The organism is Candidatus Pantoea edessiphila, from assembly GCF_002933355.1.
GTDB lineage: Bacteria > Pseudomonadota > Gammaproteobacteria > Enterobacterales > Enterobacteriaceae > Pantoea_C > Pantoea_C edessiphila.
This window is the reverse complement of the sequence record NZ_PDKU01000005.1, coordinates 17,904-36,777: the sequence shown is the minus strand read 5'-3', so window position 1 is coordinate 36,777 and position 18,874 is coordinate 17,904. Positions and strand designations below refer to the sequence as shown.

The following is an 18,874-nucleotide window of genomic DNA, read 5'->3' as shown; positions in this document are numbered from 1 at the left end:
AGATTTTATCTAACCATCATATTATAATTCAAGTTCCACATAATCCAGATCGACCCTGAAACAATTATCAAAATAATTATTAAAGAAAAAACCAATGATATCATATTCCATCCATTTTCAGATTTACTATCTAAATGGAGAAAACAAAATAAATGTACTAAGACTTGTACAATTGCACAACTCGTAACTATACCAAGCGTTACATAATAAGAAGAACTTCTAGTCATTACTATCCAAAAAGGAATAGTGGTCAAAATAATGGATAAAATGAAACCTATAAGATATGATCTTATATTTATATGAGATAAATTATTTTCATTCAAGATATGATTCATTACATATCCCCCATTAGATAAACAATGGTAAACACACAAATCCAAATGACATCCAGAAAATGCCAAAAAAGGCTTAAACACATAATACGAGTAATGTTTTTTGCGTTTTTATCATACATTAATAGTTGAATAATTAAAACTAACATCCAAATTAAACCAGAAATCACATGAAGCCCGTGAGTACCTACTACAGTAAAAAAACTAGATAAAAAAGCGCTTCTATTAGGACCATAACCTTCTTTTATTAAGTAATGAAATTCATAAAACTCCATACCTATAAATCCAAGGCCTAATAAAAAAGTTATACATAACCAAATAACAATATTAATTTTATGTTTTCTTAATGATATTAAAGCCATCCCACATGTAATAGAACTAAGCAGCAACAAACAAGTTTCTATGAGTACAAAGGGCAACTCAAATATATCCTTCCCTGAAGGACCATCTGCTGTATTATTAACTAGGACTGAATAAGTTGCAAATAAAGTCGCAAATATAATACAGTCACTCATAAGATAAATCCAAAACCCAAAAATTTTATTAGATTCTATACCTTTATGCTGTTTAAGAGTTTCAATTGCCATTGTTCAAACCTATTTTGCTAATCTTATCAAAATGACGTTTCTCAATTTCTTCAATTTCTTTAACAGGAACGTAATAATCTGTATGATAATCAAAACTTTTTATAATCCAAGTAATCATCATACCACCAAAAGATATAATAGCTAACCACCAAATATACCATATTAGTGAAAAACCTAATGCTGTACCTAAAACAGCAAAAATAAATGCTGTACTGCTGTTTTTAGGCATGTGAATTTCTTGATACTCTTTTGGTTTTTTATAAGCTTTTCCCGATTTTTTAATACTCCAAAATGCATCACGATCATCCACATATGGAATAGTAGCAAAATTATAAAATGGAGGAGGTGAAGAAACTGACCATTCCAATGTACGTCCATTCCATGGATCACCAGTTAAATCTTTATTTTGATGTCTATCACGAATGGAAACATAAAACATAATTAATTGACACAGTATTCCCACTGCAATTAAACCTACACCACATGCCGCTACTAGTAGAAATGGATGAAATTGAGGATCTATATTTTGACTAATACGGCGAGTCATACCCATAAAACCTAGCGCATATAATGGCATAAAAGCAACAAAAAACCCAATTATCCAAAATGCAAATGAAATTTTTCCCCATTTTTCATTTAGAGTAAAACCAAATATTTTTGGAAACCAATAAGTTATTGCAGCCATACAACCAAACACTACACCACCAATAATAACATTATGGAAATGTGCAATTAAAAAAAGGCTATTATGTAACATAAAATCAGCACCAGGCATAGCCAATAAAACACCACTCATTCCGCCTATAGAAAAAGTAATTAAAAAACCAATAGTCCATAACATCGCTGAGTGCATTTTAATTCGTCCTTGATACATAGTAAATATCCAATTAAATATTTTTACTCCAGTTGGAATCGCTATTACCATAGTCATAATACCGAAAAATGCATTGACATTTGCACCTGCGCCCATAGTGAAAAAATGATGTAACCATACAATAAAAGATAAGATAGTAATAGCAATAGTTGCCCATACTAAAGAAGTATAACCAAACAAACATTTTCTAGAAAAAGTTGCAGTAACTTCTGCAAAAACACCAAATATTGGTAAAATTAGTATGTATACTTCTGGATGTCCCCACACCCAAATTAAGTTAATATACATCATCATATTACCACCCATATCATTTGTAAAAAAATGAAATCCTAGATAACGATCTAGTGTTAATAAAAATAATGTAGCAGTAAGCACAGGAAACGAAATGATAATTAAGATATTTGTACAAAGGACAGTCCATGTGAACACTGGCATTTTAAATAAATTCATACCTGGAGCCCGCATCTTAAGAATAGTAACAAAAAAGTTAATTCCTGTAAGTGTGCTACCGATACCAGAAAGTTGAATGCTCCAAAGCCAATAGTCAACTCCAACACCTGGACTATAATCACTTCCAGAAAGTGGAGGATATGCTAACCATCCTGTTTGAGCAAATTCACCTATACCTAAAGATAAATTAACTAAAATAACACCAATAATAGTAAACCAAAAACTTACACTATTTAAAAATGGAAAAGCAACATCTCTTGCACCTATTTGTAATGGAATAATAATATTCATTAACCCAACAACTAAAGGCATCGCTACAAAAAATATCATAATGACACCATGTGCAGTAAATATCTGATTGTAGTGATGTGCTGGTAAAATTCCTACTTCACCAGCAGAAGATAATGCTTGTTGAGCACGCATCATTATTGCATCGGCAAAACCGCGTAATAACATAACAAATGCAACAATGATATACATTATACCTATTTTTTTATGATCTAATGATGTGAACCATTCTGACCATAAATATGTCCATTTTTTATAATAAGTAATTGTAGAAATTATCAACAGGCTAATTAATATAATACAAGATACCGTTACCATAATTATGGGTTCATGGTAAGGTATTGAATTCAATGTTAATCTTCCTAACATATTAATATTCCTTTCTTCTTACTTATTTTGCATTTAATAAGCGATTTAGTTTAATATACATAATTTAATTAAATACTGATAAACTACTAACTAATGCTTCATATTCATTGTATGATTCATTTTAAATTTATCAATTACATGTAAGAATAAATCTGGATCAATTACAGAAAAATATTTTACTGGATTATTTTCACTGGGCAATGCAATTGATTCAAAAATATTCATATTATCTAATTTGTTATTAGATTTTTTAACTTTAGTTATCCATTTTGCGAAATCTTCGTTGTTTTTAGTTACAATAGTTTTAAATTTCATATCAGAAAACCCTGGACCACTAAAATTCGCAGAAATACCGTTGTAAACACCTGGTTCATTAGCAATTAAATTAAGTTTTGTTTCCATTCCAGCCATTGCGTAAATTTGGCTTCCAAGTTGAGGTATGAAAAAGGAATTCATAACAGAGTTAGAGGTGATTTTAAAATTAATTGGAGTATTTACTGGAAATGCAATTTGATTAATAGTAGCAAGATTTTGTTTTGGATATATAAATAACCATTTCCAGTCCAAAGCTATTACATCAATTTCTATAGGTTTAATTGTAGAAACAATTGGTTTACTTGGTTCTAATTCGTGAGTCGATTTCCAACTTAGTACACTAAGAAAAAGTACTATTATTATAGGAACAGTCCATACTATAATTTCTATCTTATTAGAATGAGACCAGTCTGGACTGTATGTTGCATTTATATTAGACTCCCTATATTTCCATGCAAATAATATCGTCATAACAATAGCTGGAATAACAACTATTAACATTAAACAAAATGCAATTAATATTAATGAACGTTGTTGTAATGCAATTTGTCCTTTTGGATTTAATACAGCACTTTCACATCCACTTAATAACGAAGTACATAAAATAAGCATCAAGTTCTGTAATATTATTTTATACTTATTAAATATCATTAAATTACCTCATTAATAAAGGTTATTATCTTCAAATAACATGAATTACAATTTGTTATTAGAATTGCAATATTAATATTTTTGTTAAATATCATGGTTAATTATATACTACCTTAATTAATATTAATTATAATTTTATCATTATTTTCAGTGTATATTCTTATTATTTAGTATTATATTTTATACTCACATTAATATTGCATATTTACAATACATAAATATAAAGGTTTATAATTTGTAAATACATATATAATATATTAACAATTTATTTATCTCATTATTTCATTTAAAAATAACTTTATTGCATTTTTGAAATTTAAAAAAAAGAGATATAATAATATGTATATAAATATTTTATTTTGGTTTGCAATTATTTTGCAATTTTATAATTTAAAGAAAGTTCTAAGAAACTTTTTCTTACCTTTGACAAACAAAACATTACAAGATTTTATGTATGATTTTTTAAAAAACAAAGTAACAATCAAAAAAGCTAATTAAGCAAATTAATCATATATTATAAATACCAAATTTACTGAAAGAGTTTTAAAGCTACTAATATTTAATTATTATATGCTGCATAGCGCTTTCTACTTTACTTTAAGGAGCAAAATAATGATTCGCGAACAAATAGAGGATAAACTTCGCCTGGCCTTTAAGCCACTTCATCTTGAAGTGCATGATGAAAGTTACAGACACAATGTCCCTGCAGGTTCAGAAAGTCATTTTAAAGTAATCATTATCAGTGATCAATTTAAAGGTCAAAAGTTTTTAGTGCGTCATCGTGCTATTTATAGTGAGCTTGCATCAGAGCTATTATCTAATATCCATGCACTAGCTTTACATACATATACATTAAAGGAATGGTCAGTACTACAGCATGCTGTACCTATTTCTCCTCATTGTAGTAATAATAAAACTCAATTTGCTTAGGTGATTTGTTTTTAAAACGGCCCTTAGGCCGTTTTTTATGAGCTTAGCGCTTTTATTATACTCGACTTACTTTTATGATTTCGCTATAATATTTAACTAATTTTAGTATTGCATTATTTAAAACAATTACAAACATCTCTCTCCGTAAAACAAATATTTTTTTAATTCGCAATCTAAAACGATTTATTATTAATTATTTGTAACTTAATAAATAAAATAATAAAGAGCGTAATACTATGGAGTAATAAAATGCAAGTTTTATCAGAAACCAATAAAAACTTAAATCATGTAATTACAATGACTGTAAATTACGAAACAATTAATGAAACTATAAAGCAAGAGCTTATTAATTTATCAAAAACAATTAAAGTGAATGGTTTCCGAAAAGGTAAAGTACCAATTGATATTATATCGCAACGATATAAAAAGTATGTAACTCAAGATATTCTAAATAATTTGATGAAAGATAATTTTGTTAAAATGTTAATTGAACGAAAAATTAATATAATTGGCTCACCTATTTACGTTCCAGATAAATATATCGAAAAACAAGATTTTAAATACACAGTTAAGTTCACTATTTATCCAACAATGGATTTCAAAAAATTAGAAAATATTAAAATTGAAAAACCGTTAGTGACCATCACTGAAAATGATATTGACACAACTATAGAAACAATTCAACAAAAAAATATCCAATGGATACAACAAAACAGACAAGTGCAAAACAAAGATCGTGTTACAATAGATCTTGTCAGTTATAATGATAAGGGAATAAAAATCAAAGATGGAGTTGTTTCTGATTTTATCTTACCCTTAGGAATGGGGTATATGGTACCTGATTTTGAAAATAATATTATTGGCCATGAAGTAGGTGATGAATTTTATATTCATTCAACTTTCCCTATTGATTATCATTCAACATTTTTAAGAGGAAAAACAGTAAGTTTTAATATAAAAATTAAAAAAATTGAAACACCTATTATTCCTGAAATAAATGAAACATTAATTAGGAGTTTAGGAATAAAAGATACATCAATATCTAATTTTCGTAATGAAATACGTAAAAATATTGAATTAGAAATAGAATCAGCTGTTTATAAAGATATTAAAAATCAGATTCTCGAAGAAATTATTAATTTAAATATCATAAATGTACCAATGATGCTAATCAAAGACGCAGTTAATTTAATTAATCGCAAATCTTTAAAAAAAGATGACAGTACAAAACAACAAAATGACCAAATACCAAAAAAATCATTACAGTATCAAGCAAAAAAAAGAGTTACTATGGAATTGTTATTGAATAACATGATAAAAAAATACAACTTAAATATTGAAGCTGAAAAATTCGATATTAAAGAGATGCTAAAAAAAACTGCTTGCTACAAAAACTCAAAAGAAATCATTAATTTTTATAAAAAAAATGATAATATACTGAATAATATTAAAAACATGGTAATCGAAAAACAAGTGATTGACATAATACTTAGCAAAGCAAAAGTAATAGATAAACCAATAACTTTGAATACATTAATAAATAAATTAAACAACAACTTTAACTAATTTGCTTTGATTAAAAGATATACAATTGATATTATTAAAAACATAAATAAAACCTAGGAGATAGTCACTAGTGTCAGAAAGTATTAATGGATACTATACAATGCAAAAATATTTAATACCTTTAGTAGTTGAACAAACTACTCATGGTGAACGTTCCTATGATATATATTCTCGTCTTCTTAAAGAAAGAGTGATATTTTTAACAGGTCCAGTTGAAGATTATATGTCCAATTTGATTGTTGCCCAAATGTTGTTTTTAGAAGCAGAAAATCCAGAAAAAGATATTAGTGTATACATAAATTCCCCAGGAGGAGTTATCACATCTGGAATGTCCATTTATGACACTATGAAATTTATTAAACCAGAAGTAAGTACTATTTGTATAGGTCAAGCTTGTTCAATGGGTGCTGTTTTATTAGCTGCTGGAACTAAAGGAAAACGTTTTTGCTTACCGCATTCTCGTATTATGATTCATCAACCTCTTGGAGGATATCAGGGACAAGCTACCGATATAGAAATTCATGCTAAAGAGATTTTGAAAGTAAAAAAATGTATGAACGAATTGTTAGCTACACATACTGGTAAATCTTTAAAACAAATAAAAATTGATACAGAACGTGATTATTTCTTATCAGCAAAAGAAGCACTAGAATACGGCATTATAGATTCAATCTTAACTGCTCGTGAATAGATTAAACATATAATTATGAGATATAAATACAAATAATTTAATACACTCTTTTTCTAGTATATATCATAATAAAAAATGAGTTAAATGATGAAAGATAAGAATAAAGACAATATAAATAAAATGCTTTGTTGTTCTTTTTGTGATAAAAAACAACATGATGTTCGTAAATTAATTGCTGGGCCATCGGTTTATATATGTGATGAATGTGTTTTTATGTGTAGAGATATTATTTATGAAGAGAATAATAAAGAAGCATCTTTAAATAAAGAAATTCATAAAATTCCTACACCACATGAAATTTGTTCTTACCTTGATAATTATGTAGTAGGTCAAGAATTAGCAAAAAAAGTGCTATCTGTGGCTGTTTATAATCATTATAAAAGATTGTATAATAATAGAAACAATATTGAGTTAGGAAAAAGTAATATATTGCTTATTGGACCCACAGGTAGCGGAAAAACATTACTAGCTGAAACTTTAGCTAAGTTTTTAAAAGTACCTTTTACTATAGCGGATGCAACTACATTAACTGAAGCAGGATATGTAGGAGAAGATGTAGAAAACATAATACAAAAATTATTACAAAAATGCAATTACGATGTACAAAAAGCACAGCATGGTATTATATATATCGATGAAATTGATAAAATTTCCCGCAAATCTGAAAATCCTTCTATAACTAGAGATGTTTCTGGTGAGGGTGTTCAACAAGCTCTTTTGAAGTTAATTGAAGGAACTTTAGCTTCAGTACCACCTCAGGGAGGACGTAAACATCCGCAACAAGAATGTTTGCAAGTTGATACTTCAAAAATTCTTTTTATTTGTGGTGGTGCTTTTACAGGTCTAGATAAAATAATTGCTCAACGTATTAAGGTAAATTCAGAAATTGGTTTTGTTGCAAATATAAAAGATCACTCAAAATATTTTTATGAAAATCAGCTGCTTTCCAAATGTCAACCAGAAGATTTGATTAAATTTGGATTGATTCCAGAATTTATTGGTCGTTTACCCGTTATTACAATTTTAAATGAATTAAATGAAGAAGTATTAATTGAAATTTTATACAAGCCTAAAAATGCTTTAACAAAGCAATACCAAGCTTTGTTTAAATTAGAAGGGGTTAAATTAGAATTTCACGATAATGCATTAAGAGCTATATCTAAAAAAACTTTGTCACATAAAACAGGTGCACGTGGTTTACGGTCAATTATTGAAGGTATATTATTAGATATAATGTACAACTTGCCTTCAATGAAAGGAGTAGGAAAGGTATTGATCGATCAATCAGTAGTAGAAGAAAAATCAGCACCAACACTAATTTATATTAACTCAGAATCTAAATAATATTTTAGATGGTCACATATGTTGTTGATTTTATTTTTTATAAACATCAAAAAAGATAATTTACTTTTATTTTTCTTGTGATTTATAATATTGAATGTCGAACAATCATCCCCATATGATTAGTACCCTGTAGATTTTTAAATAAATTTTATAAAAATTTAAACAATGTAGTTAATATCTAGCAGATTTAGAATTAAGAGAGAGCTCCATGAATCCTGAGCGTTCTAGACGTATTGAAATACCCGTGTTACCCTTGCGGGATGTGGTGGTATATCCTCATATGGTAATCCCATTGTTTGTTGGACGGGAAAAATCAATTCGATGCTTAGAAATTGCAATGGACCATGATAAAACAATAATGTTAGTTGCGCAAAAAGAAGCATCAACAGATGAACCTGGAATTAATGATCTTTTCTCGGTAGGAACGGTATCGTCAATTTTACAAATGCTTAAATTACCTGATGGTACTGTTAAAGTTCTCGTTGAGGGTTTACAACGTGCTCATATTAAGACATTAGCTGATAATGGTGATCATTTTATTGCTGAAGCTGAATATATTATTTCACCGAAAATTGAAGAACGTGAACAAGCAGTACTAGTCCGAACAGCAATGAATCAATTTGAAGGATATATTAAACTTAATAAAAAAATTCCACCTGAAGTTCTAAATTCATTAAATAATATTGAGGATGCAGCACGTTTAGCAGATACAGTAGCTGCTCATATCCCGTTAAAGTTGGGGGATAAACAATCAGTTCTTGAAATGTCAGATATAAATGAGCGCTTAGAATATCTTATGGCAATGATGGAATCTGAAATAGATTTAATGCAAGTTGAGAAGAGAATTCGACATCGCGTTAAAAAACAAATGGAAAAAAGTCAACGTGAGTATTACTTAAATGAGCAAATGAAGGCCATTCAAAAAGAATTAGGAGAAATGGATGAAGTTCCAGATGAATATGAAACTTTAAAAAGAAAAATTGAAGTTGCGAAAATGCCAACAGAAGCTCGTGATAAGACTGAATCCGAATTGCAGAAACTAAAAATGATGTCGCCTATGTCAGCAGAAGCAACGGTAGTGCGTGGTTATATTGACTGGATGCTTCAAGTTCCTTGGTATAGACGTAGCAAAGTGAAAAAGGATTTATGTAAGGCACAAAAAATATTAGATTTAGATCATTATGGTTTAGAACGTGTTAAAGATAGAATATTAGAATATCTTGCAGTACAAAGTAGAGTCAATAAAATTAAAGGACCGATCTTATGTTTGGTAGGGCCACCAGGTGTAGGTAAAACATCTTTAGGTCTATCAATTGCTAGAGCTACTGGTCGCAAGTATATTCGTATGGCACTTGGTGGAGTTCGAGATGAAGCTGAAATTAGAGGACATAGACGTACATATATTGGTTCAATGCCAGGTAAAATAATCCAAAAAATGGCTAAAATAAGGGTAAAAAATCCTCTTTTTTTACTAGATGAAATTGATAAAATGTCTTCTGATATGAGAGGAGATCCAGCATCTGCTTTGCTGGAGGTTTTAGATCCAGAACAAAATATTTCATTTAATGATCATTATTTAGAAGTAGATTACGATCTTTCTGATGTGATGTTTATAGCAACTTCAAACTCAATGAATATACCAGCGCCTTTATTGGATCGCATGGAAGTGATTAGGCTTTCAGGCTATACAGAAGATGAAAAATTAAATATAGCGAAACAATATCTTTTACCTAAACAAATCAGCTGTAACGCATTGCAATTAGAAGAAATTAACATAGAAGATGATGCGTTTCTTGGTATTATCCGTTATTATACTCGTGAAGCAGGAGTTCGTAATTTAGAACGTGAAATTTCTAAATTGTGTCGTAAAACTGTAAAATTATTATTAATAGATAAAACAAAAAAACATGTATTAATCAATCTTGAAAACTTAAAAGATTTTTTAGGAGTACAACGATTCGACTATGGTAAAGCTGATAATAAGAATAGAATAGGACAAGTAATGGGATTAGCTTGGACTGAAGTGGGAGGAGATTTACTCACTATAGAAACTGCATGTATTCCTGGTAAAGGAAAACTCACCTACACTGGTTCTTTAGGTGAGGTTATGCAAGAATCTATTCAAGCAGCATTGACTGTAGTTCGTGCTCGTGCTAAAAAATTAGGTATAAACATAGATTTTTATGAAAGTAGTGATATTCATGTTCATGTTCCAGAAGGTGCAACACCAAAAGATGGTCCTAGCGCAGGAATTGCCATGTGTACTGCACTAGTTTCATGTTTAACTTGTAATCCAGTACGTTCTGATGTAGCAATGACGGGAGAGATTACATTACGTGGTCAAGTATTGCCAATTGGTGGATTAAAAGAAAAATTATTAGCTGCACATAGAGGTTATATTAAAACAGTGCTTATTCCAGACGATAATAAACGTGATCTGCAGGAAATACCAAAAAATATAATTTCTAATTTAATTATTCATCCGGTTAAACGTATTGAAGAGGTATTGAATTTAGCTTTAGAAAACAAACCATTATAAATTTATAGAAAAATTTTATTTTATTTGTTTGTCATTACTTTAATAATAATTAAGTGAAATTAAGGTTTTTTCAATAAAAATTTACTGATTTAATCAAAATTGATGACGGAGATTTTAACAGTGAACAAATCACAACTAATTAACAAGATTGCTGTGGACTCTGGTATTTCCAAAACAGTAGTAAGTCGTGTCTTAAATGCATTTACCGATTTGATTTCTTCAGCTTTGAAAAGTGGTGATGAGGTTGTTATAATTGGTTTTGGTACTTTTTCTGTACGTAACCGCGCTGCCCGTATAGGAAGAAATCCTCAGACAGGTCAAGAAATTACTATCCCCGCTAGTAAAACACCGGGTTTTCGTGCTGGAAAGACACTAAGAAATGCTATTAATTAATATTGAGTTGTATTATTATGACCGGTTTTCGTGTATTATCTAATTCTTTGATGACTAAAATTATTTTAGGAATAACAATCTCGCTATTTATTCTAACTAGTATTGGTACCTATATAATTAATGATAGGAAGGATTATATAGTTAAAATTAATGGTCAAAAAATAACTAATGCTGATTTAGAACAAGTGTTTAACAATGAACTGAATCATCAAAAAATAATTTTAGGTAACCATTTTTATACTGCAATAAAGAATGATCTTTATTTAAATAGACTACATCAACAATCGTTAGTTTATTTAATTGACAAATTATTATTGGATGATTATGCAAATAATTTACATTTATATGTCAATGATGACCAAGTTAAATCAGTGATTTTTGATCAAAAAATCTTTCAAGTAGATGGTAAGTTCAATAATAATAAGTATAATACTCTTATTAACAGGTTAGGTTTAACTGCAGATCAATATGCGGATATATTACGTAAAGAATTATCAACTCAACAACTATTTCAGGGTATAATGAATAGCGATTTTTTGCTACCAAATGAGATTAAAAAACTAGCAGATATGATTGCTCAAAAAAGAAATATACGTCAAGCAGTTATCAATACTAGTGTATTAGCAAGAAAACAACATGTGAATAATAATGAAATCGAACAATACTATAAAGAGTATAAAAATGATTTCTTAATACCTGAAAAATTTCGCGTCAGCTATATTAAATTGAGTTCAAATAATATCAAACAAATTGTTCATGAATCAGATATTGAAAAATGGTATAATAATCATAAAGAAGAATATTTAATTCCAGGTAAAAATAGATATAAAATAATTCAAACTAAAAATGAAATTGATGCAAAGTATGTTTTAAATCAGTTGAATCAAGGTGTGTCTTTTTCTAAATTAGCTAAAACTATCTCTGTTGACCCAATTTCTGCACCTAAAGGAGGAGATTTAGGTTGGATAGAACTTTCCAGTATACCTAAAGAAATAAAATTTTCTGGACTGAAAAATAAGGGTCAAATATCTGATATAATTAAATTATCTAATGGTTATTTAATAGTATCTCTAGATGATGTTGTGCACAGTACAATTCAACCAATCTCAGAAGTTCGCGATAACATCATAAAAAAAATAAAACAACAAAACATTACTAAATTATTTACTCAACTTAATGAAAAAGTTAGCATGGCTGCTCTTAAAAATAATGAATCTTTAAAAATTGCAGAGTCAGTTGCAGGTGTAAAAATAATCAAAACTAAATGGTTTAGTATTAATAGTATACCCAAGGAAATCAATTGTGATTCAGTAAAAAATATATTATATAATGGTATATTACATACTAATTCTAATCTAATTGAATTAGATGACAAAAATTCTATTATAGTACGTATAGATGAACATAAAGAAAGAAGTATACAACCTATGAGTCAAGCTAAATTAAAAATTATCAATATAATAAAAAGGAAAAAAGCATATCAACAAGCAAAACTAATTGCATATAAAATATTAAACTCTAAAGATAAAATAAAAACATTAAGTGTGTTAGGAATACATTTAAGTAACTATAAGCTTATTGGTCACAATATCAATGATCCTATAAACCAAAAAGCATTTAGCATTGCAATTACTGATAAAAACAAACATTCTTGGGGTCAAACTGAAGATGCTCAAGGAAATATAGTATTAATTATGTTAGATAAAGTAATTCCATCGCATTTACCAAGTGATAAGACATACGAATTAATGCGTATTATTATAAAAAGCAATAATGAAGTAACACTTAAAATGCTACTGGATAATTTGTCTAAACATGCAAGTATTAAATATAATAATAATTTAGAAAAATTTATTTAATATATAATTTAGTTCTATTAGTTCTAGTAAAATAGATAATATCCGTGGGGGTTTAGAATTGACAATAAAAGAGTAAATTTTTATATCAATTTTATTTAAGGTTATTTTTCAATTTTACTTCTTTTAATATGTTATAACGATCTTTAAGATAAACATTTAATCCATTAGAACGTAAATGACAGGCAGAGCAATAACCGCAACCATTACCTATTATTCCATTATAACAAGTTAGTGTTTTTTCTTTAATTAATAAAAATTGATTCCAATAGTCAGCCAGTGCCCAAATTTCAGCCTTATTAAGTTTCATCAATGGAGTTTCAAAACGAATATTGCTAGTAATACCTAAATTAATAACCTTATTTAAAGATTTTATAAATGTTTCACGACAATCTGGATAACCAGAAAAATCTGTTTCACAAATTCCAGTAATTATTGTTTCTGCCTTTACTGTATAAGCGTATATTGAAGATAATAGTAAAAAAAGGATATTTCTTCCTGGTACGAATGTATTGGGTAGTTCTCCTTTGAGTTCTTGATGATGAGGTACTGATATATTTTCATTTGTTAAACTACTGATAGCTAATTCTTTGAGAATTGTAATATCTAAAATTTTGTGAATTTTTAATTTTAATATAGATATTAATTGACTGGCAACCATAATCTCTTTGTGATGACGTTGCTTATAATCGAAGGTTATACAATGAATTTCATCGTACTGATGCAATGCTTGAACAAGACAAGTAGTAGAATCTTGTCCACCACTAAATAGAACAATAGCACGCTTCATAACTTAATCCCAATAAAATTTTAGTTAAATTAGTTTGTATATCTAAAAATATTTTAATCATGATATATTTTATAATTCATGATATATGTTTTATATCTTAAAAACATTAGAAGGTAATTACAATATTAATAACAAATACGAAATATTTTTATATGTTTATATTTTGATGATCCCAATTTAAATTATTAAAATTGTAATTTATAATCCAAATATTTTATATTTTGGAATATCTTTTAATGATACCATTCATATTAATATAATATTATTCTAACTTAATGTTCAATTAGAAATATATTTAATAAATAATATTCTATTAATTAAAAAATCACATAATAAATTAATAAAAACTAATGAAATATAATAAAAATATAATTTATTTTAATTTATATAATATATTTAGTTAAATTTATAAAAAATATTTTATCTTAAATACAGAATTTTTAAATAAAAATTTTAAATAAAATTTATTATCCTATTAATTCATATTAAAAGAATGAGAACAATTTTGTGCGATTATTTAATAAATTAGGTTGGTATTTTAGAAGAGAATGGAAACGTTATTCAGGCGCTATTATCTTGTTAATTATTATTGCTGTTATGCAATTATTACCACCATATGTAGTCGGTATTTTAATAGATGGAGTCACATATCAAAATATGACTAATAACGATATATTTATGTGGATTATTTTAATGTTGATAACTGCAATAGTAATTTACATATTACGTTATATATGGCGTATTTTATTATTTGGTGCATCTTATAAATTAGCCATTGAATTAAGAGATAGTTTTTACCAGCAACTAAGCATACAACAAACAGCTTTTTATTTAAAATATCGTACTGGAGATCTTGTCGCTCGTGTTACGCATGATGTTGATTGTGTAGTGTTTGCAGCAGGTGAAGGTGTATTAACTTTAGTAGATTCTATAGTTATGAGCTCAATAGTTCTTGTAACTATGAGTGTTCAAATAAATTGGCAATTGACTTTAATATCGCTTATTCCGATGCCATTAATGGCCTATTTTATTTATTACTATAGTGAAAAACTACATAAATGCGTTAAAATAGCTCAAGCTTCATTTTCTATTCTTAATAATTACATACAAGAAAGTATGATTAGTATTCGTATGATTAAATCATTTGGCATTGAACATAGTCAATTAAGTAAATTCGTTACAATCGCGAATGATAATAGCAAAAAAAATATATGCGTTACTAAAATAGATGCACGTTTTGATCCTACAATATATGTTGCTATTGGAATATCAAATATACTAGCAGTAGGTTGTGGAAGTTGGCTAGTATGGCATAACCAAATGTCTTTAGGTCAACTTACAAGATTTATAATGTATTTAGGTTTAATGATCTGGCCAATGTTAGCACTAGCTTGGACCTTTAATATAGTTGAACGCGGAAATGCTTCTTGGAATCGTATTAACAATATATTATCAGAAAAAGCTTCTGTTGAAGATAATAGCAGCGTTGTTTTACCAAATAAACCAGGGATTTTACAAGTTTCGATTAACAAATTTTGTTATCCTAATAGCGTTGATTTGACATTAAAAAATTTAAATTTCATATTAGAACCAGGTAAAATACTAGGTATTTGTGGACCAACTGGAAGCGGTAAAAGCACTTTAATTAGCTTAATCCAACGTTATTTCGATGTAAAAAATGGTGATATATTGTACCATGATATATCGTTAAAGAATCTAAAACTTAACAATTGGCGTAGTCGCTTAGCAGTAGTTAACCAAGTACCTTTTTTATTTTCTGATACTATATTGAATAATATTGCTTTAGGTAAACCCAATGCTAATATCAAGGAAATACAATATGTTGCGAGAACAGCTTGTGTACATGATGATATATTATCACTTACTAAAGGTTATGAAACAGAAGTAGGGGAAAGAGGTACTATGTTATCAGGAGGTCAAAGACAGCGTATTACTTTAGCTAGAGCTTTATTGCTTGATTCTGAAATCCTAATCTTAGATGATGCTTTATCTGCAATTGATAATTCTACTGAAAATAAAATTCTAATCAATTTAAAAAACTGGATAAAAAATCATACTTTAATTATGATTACAAATCATTTATCATCTTTAATAGAAGCTGATGAAATTTTAGTGCTAAATAAAGGTGAAATATTAAATCGTGGAAAACATAGTAAGCTTATAAAAAAACCTGGTTGGTACAAAGATATGTATAGCTATCAACAGCTAGAAGCAGCGCTGTATACAAATGAAAGTTAATTAGGAGCATGTGCTGTATGAATAAATCGAGACATTGGTGGCCAGTTTTAAAACGTTTGCTATATTATGGGAAAAAATGGAAAAGATATTTATTATACGCTTTAGGAATGTTGTGGATTGCTGTGATCATTGAAGTTAGCGGACCAATGCTAATTACATATTTTATAGATCATTTAGTATCAAGACACCAACTACCGAGTACATTATTTAAATGTTTAATAGCAATTGTTATTATTTTACAGCTTTTAGCAGCATTTCTACATTATTGGCAGGTTTTTTTATTTAATACTGTAGCTATTAATGTTATCCAAAAATTACGTACAGATCTAATGAACGTTGCACTATATCAACCAATTACTACTTTCGATAAAAAACCAATAGGCCAAATAATTTCACGTATTACTAATGATACTGAAGTAATACGAGACCTATATGTTACGGTAATTGCTGCAGTTCTAAGAAGTACAACGTTAATTATTACGATGATAGTAGCTATGTTAATGCTAGATTGGAAAATGGCAATTTTAGCTATGCTGTTATTTCCAATGGTTATATTAGTTATAGCTATCTACCAGTATTATAGTACACCTATTACTCGTCAGGTGAAAAATTATTTTGCTGATATTAATAATAGTTTTAACGAAGCAATAATTGGAATGAATGTTATACAACAATTCCGTCAAGAAGAACGTTTTAGTCAAAAAATCCGTGAACTTAGTAAGTTACACTATTTGGCTAGGATGCAAACATTAAGATTAGATGGTTGTTTACTTAGACCTTTACTGAATTTGTTATCTACATTAATATTATGTGGTTTATTAATATTATTTAACTTATATATAAATAATATTTTTAAAATAGGTGTTCTCTATGCTTTTATAACATACCTTAGTAGATTAAATGAACCTTTAGTGCAATTTGCTGCTCAACAACCAGTGTTACAACAAGCAGTTGTGTCTGGAGAACGTATTTTTGAATTAATGGATTCCAATAAACAGACATATGGAAAGGATAATTGTCCATTAGCTTCAGGACAAATCACATTAAAAAAATTAAACTTTTCTTACGATCAAAATCGTAATGTTTTATGCGATATTAATTTACAGGTTCCTTCTTGTAGTTTTGTTGCTATTGTAGGGTATACTGGCAGTGGTAAAAGTACACTTGCGAACCTACTAATGGGTTATTATCCTATTAAACATGGTGAAATTTATTTAGACAATCGTCCAATTAACCAATTAACTCATTCTGTATTAAGGAATGGTGTTTCCATAGTTCAACAAGAACCAATAATTTTAGCTGATAGTTTATTAGCAAATGTATGCTTAGGTAGAAATATTAGCGAAAAAACTGTTGTAAAAGTATTAGAGCAAGTTCAATTAATCAGTTTAGTTAATTCTATGTCCGAAGGCATTTACACAAAATTAGGAGAACAAGGTAGTAACTTATCAGCAGGACAAAAACAATTATTATCATTGGCGCGTGTACTAGTAGAATTACCTAAAATCATTATTTTAGATGAAGCAACTGCTAATATTGATTCTGGTACAGAACGTGCTATACAACAAACGTTAGATAGAATACGTCATAATACCACACTAGTAGTAATAGCACATAGATTATCCACCACTATAAAAGCTGATAATATTATAGTACTTTACAAAGGAAAAATCATTGAAGAAGGAAATCACCAAAAATTAATGTCAAATAAAGGACATTATTGGCAAATGTATCAACTACAACAATCTAAAAATAATTTAATATAATTCAAAAAAAGACGTAAATAAGATCTCACAAACAATCATACAGTTGAAAAAAATTATAAATATTATTTTTATATAATAAAAAGTTGCATTTTTTTTAATTTATTGCTACATTCTATCAGGATTAGTGGATTTAAATGGTGAACTTGTTAGTACTTTTGCAATGTTAGCTTGTTAATTTGGTCAGGTCTGGAAAGAAGCAGCCACAATAGGTAATACATGTGCTGGAATGCAACTAACAGGGGCACCAGCCCTCACCTCTGCTAGTTGTTTACAATCGTATTGTACTGATCTAAAAATCTAGAATTTATATAAAATATGATGATTAACGTACAAATCTCCATACACAACTAGGAACTTTATCGTAAAGCTTATTCATTGTTAATTCTGCTAATCTATGGTCTGCTGCTGAATAAAATATAGCTAGTTCATCATCAGATAGCTCGTATTTATTTTTTTCAATAATTCTTTCAAGCGTATCAATGGAACGACAACGTCTTAATTTCATTAAATAATCTATTTTGGTCATGGATTTGTTCATAAATAAACCATTCTAAATATGTACTTTATCATAAATAGGTATTTCGATAATAAAATAGATATTATATTTAGCCATTATGGTTCGTATCTTACTCTAATGTTAATTATTTATAATAACAAAAAACTATATTAAGTTATTTAATTAACTATTAATTTCTAATTTTTAATCAAGATGATAACTATACATAGAGTATAGTAAAAATTTATATATTTTGCTTGAATTTTAAAAAGAAGATTACCAAAATTATGTTTAATTTGATTTGATAATCTAATCAACAAACATCCTGAACTCTGAAAAATTTATTGTATATTAATGATTAAATGTATATGATATTTA

General features: G+C 28.1%; 15 protein-coding genes and 1 other RNA gene. 10 read left to right on the top strand and 6 right to left on the bottom strand.

The window, feature by feature from the left end:
- Nucleotides 1-5: 5 nt before the first annotated feature.
- The 4 genes from cyoD to cyoA form a co-directional block, all read right to left on the bottom strand.
- Nucleotides 6-335 (bottom strand): cytochrome o ubiquinol oxidase subunit IV, encoded by a 330-nt coding sequence (cyoD, locus tag CRV10_RS03310; protein ID WP_136130400.1) that lies wholly within the window; start codon nucleotides 333-335, stop codon nucleotides 6-8.
- A complete protein-coding gene (cyoC, locus tag CRV10_RS03305; RefSeq protein WP_136130399.1) occupies nucleotides 335-919 on the bottom strand; it encodes a cytochrome o ubiquinol oxidase subunit III in 585 nt (194 codons plus the stop codon). The genes cyoD and cyoC overlap by 1 nt, the downstream gene beginning before the upstream one ends.
- Nucleotides 909-2,900 (bottom strand): cytochrome o ubiquinol oxidase subunit I, encoded by a 1,992-nt coding sequence (gene cyoB / locus CRV10_RS03300; protein ID WP_136130398.1) that lies wholly within the window; start codon nucleotides 2,898-2,900, stop codon nucleotides 909-911. The genes cyoC and cyoB overlap by 11 nt, the downstream gene beginning before the upstream one ends.
- 90 nt (nucleotides 2,901-2,990) lie before the next feature.
- Nucleotides 2,991-3,866, bottom strand: a complete 876-nt coding sequence (gene cyoA, locus CRV10_RS03295; protein ID WP_136130397.1) for a ubiquinol oxidase subunit II — start codon at nucleotides 3,864-3,866, stop codon at nucleotides 2,991-2,993.
- Nucleotides 3,867-4,478: 612 nt separating this feature from the next.
- Between cyoA and bolA the strand changes: the two genes are divergently transcribed.
- From bolA to ppiD, 7 genes are all read left to right on the top strand, one after another.
- Complete coding sequence (gene bolA / locus CRV10_RS03290) at nucleotides 4,479-4,796, top strand: transcriptional regulator BolA (RefSeq protein ID WP_136130396.1); 318 nt, start codon at nucleotides 4,479-4,481, stop codon at nucleotides 4,794-4,796.
- Between the two features lie 249 nt (nucleotides 4,797-5,045).
- On the top strand, nucleotides 5,046-6,362 hold the full coding sequence (gene tig, locus CRV10_RS03285; RefSeq protein WP_136130395.1) for a trigger factor: 1,317 nt from the start codon (nucleotides 5,046-5,048) through the stop codon (nucleotides 6,360-6,362).
- Between the two features lie 100 nt (nucleotides 6,363-6,462).
- The gene (clpP, locus tag CRV10_RS03280) at nucleotides 6,463-7,053 is read left to right on the top strand and encodes an ATP-dependent Clp endopeptidase proteolytic subunit ClpP (protein WP_136130433.1); all 591 of its coding nucleotides are present in this window, start codon (nucleotides 6,463-6,465) and stop codon (nucleotides 7,051-7,053) included.
- 87 nt (nucleotides 7,054-7,140) lie between these two features.
- Nucleotides 7,141-8,397, top strand: a complete 1,257-nt coding sequence (gene clpX / locus CRV10_RS03275) for an ATP-dependent Clp protease ATP-binding subunit ClpX (RefSeq protein WP_136130394.1) — start codon at nucleotides 7,141-7,143, stop codon at nucleotides 8,395-8,397.
- Nucleotides 8,398-8,605: 208 nt separating this feature from the next.
- A complete protein-coding gene (lon, locus tag CRV10_RS03270; protein WP_136130393.1) occupies nucleotides 8,606-10,936 on the top strand; it encodes an endopeptidase La in 2,331 nt (776 codons plus the stop codon).
- 120 nt (nucleotides 10,937-11,056) lie between these two features.
- On the top strand, nucleotides 11,057-11,329 hold the full coding sequence (locus CRV10_RS03265; protein ID WP_136130392.1) for an HU family DNA-binding protein: 273 nt from the start codon (nucleotides 11,057-11,059) through the stop codon (nucleotides 11,327-11,329).
- 17 nt (nucleotides 11,330-11,346) lie between these two features.
- Complete coding sequence (gene ppiD / locus CRV10_RS03260) at nucleotides 11,347-13,188, top strand: peptidylprolyl isomerase (protein WP_136130391.1); 1,842 nt, start codon at nucleotides 11,347-11,349, stop codon at nucleotides 13,186-13,188.
- A gap of 91 nt (nucleotides 13,189-13,279) precedes the next feature.
- Here the strand turns inward: ppiD and queC are convergent, their stop codons facing one another.
- Nucleotides 13,280-13,975, bottom strand: a complete 696-nt coding sequence (gene queC, locus CRV10_RS03255) for a 7-cyano-7-deazaguanine synthase QueC (RefSeq protein WP_136130390.1) — start codon at nucleotides 13,973-13,975, stop codon at nucleotides 13,280-13,282.
- Between the two features lie 507 nt (nucleotides 13,976-14,482).
- On the opposite strand from queC, the gene CRV10_RS03250 reads away from it, so the two are divergent.
- From CRV10_RS03250 to ffs, 3 genes are all read left to right on the top strand, one after another.
- Nucleotides 14,483-16,234 (top strand): SmdA family multidrug ABC transporter permease/ATP-binding protein, encoded by a 1,752-nt coding sequence (locus tag CRV10_RS03250; RefSeq protein ID WP_136130389.1) that lies wholly within the window; start codon nucleotides 14,483-14,485, stop codon nucleotides 16,232-16,234.
- A gap of 17 nt (nucleotides 16,235-16,251) precedes the next feature.
- Nucleotides 16,252-18,000: a SmdB family multidrug efflux ABC transporter permease/ATP-binding protein gene (locus tag CRV10_RS03245; RefSeq protein ID WP_136130388.1), complete on the top strand. Its 1,749-nt coding sequence runs from the start codon at nucleotides 16,252-16,254 to the stop codon at nucleotides 17,998-18,000.
- Between the two features lie 144 nt (nucleotides 18,001-18,144).
- An RNA gene (gene ffs, locus CRV10_RS03240) (signal recognition particle sRNA small type) lies at nucleotides 18,145-18,241 on the top strand.
- Nucleotides 18,242-18,322: 81 nt separating this feature from the next.
- On the opposite strand, the gene CRV10_RS03235 is transcribed toward ffs, so the two are convergent.
- Entirely contained in the window at nucleotides 18,323-18,538 is a 216-nt protein-coding gene (locus CRV10_RS03235; RefSeq protein WP_136130387.1) for an HHA domain-containing protein, read from the bottom strand.
- Nucleotides 18,539-18,874: the final 336 nt, after the last annotated feature.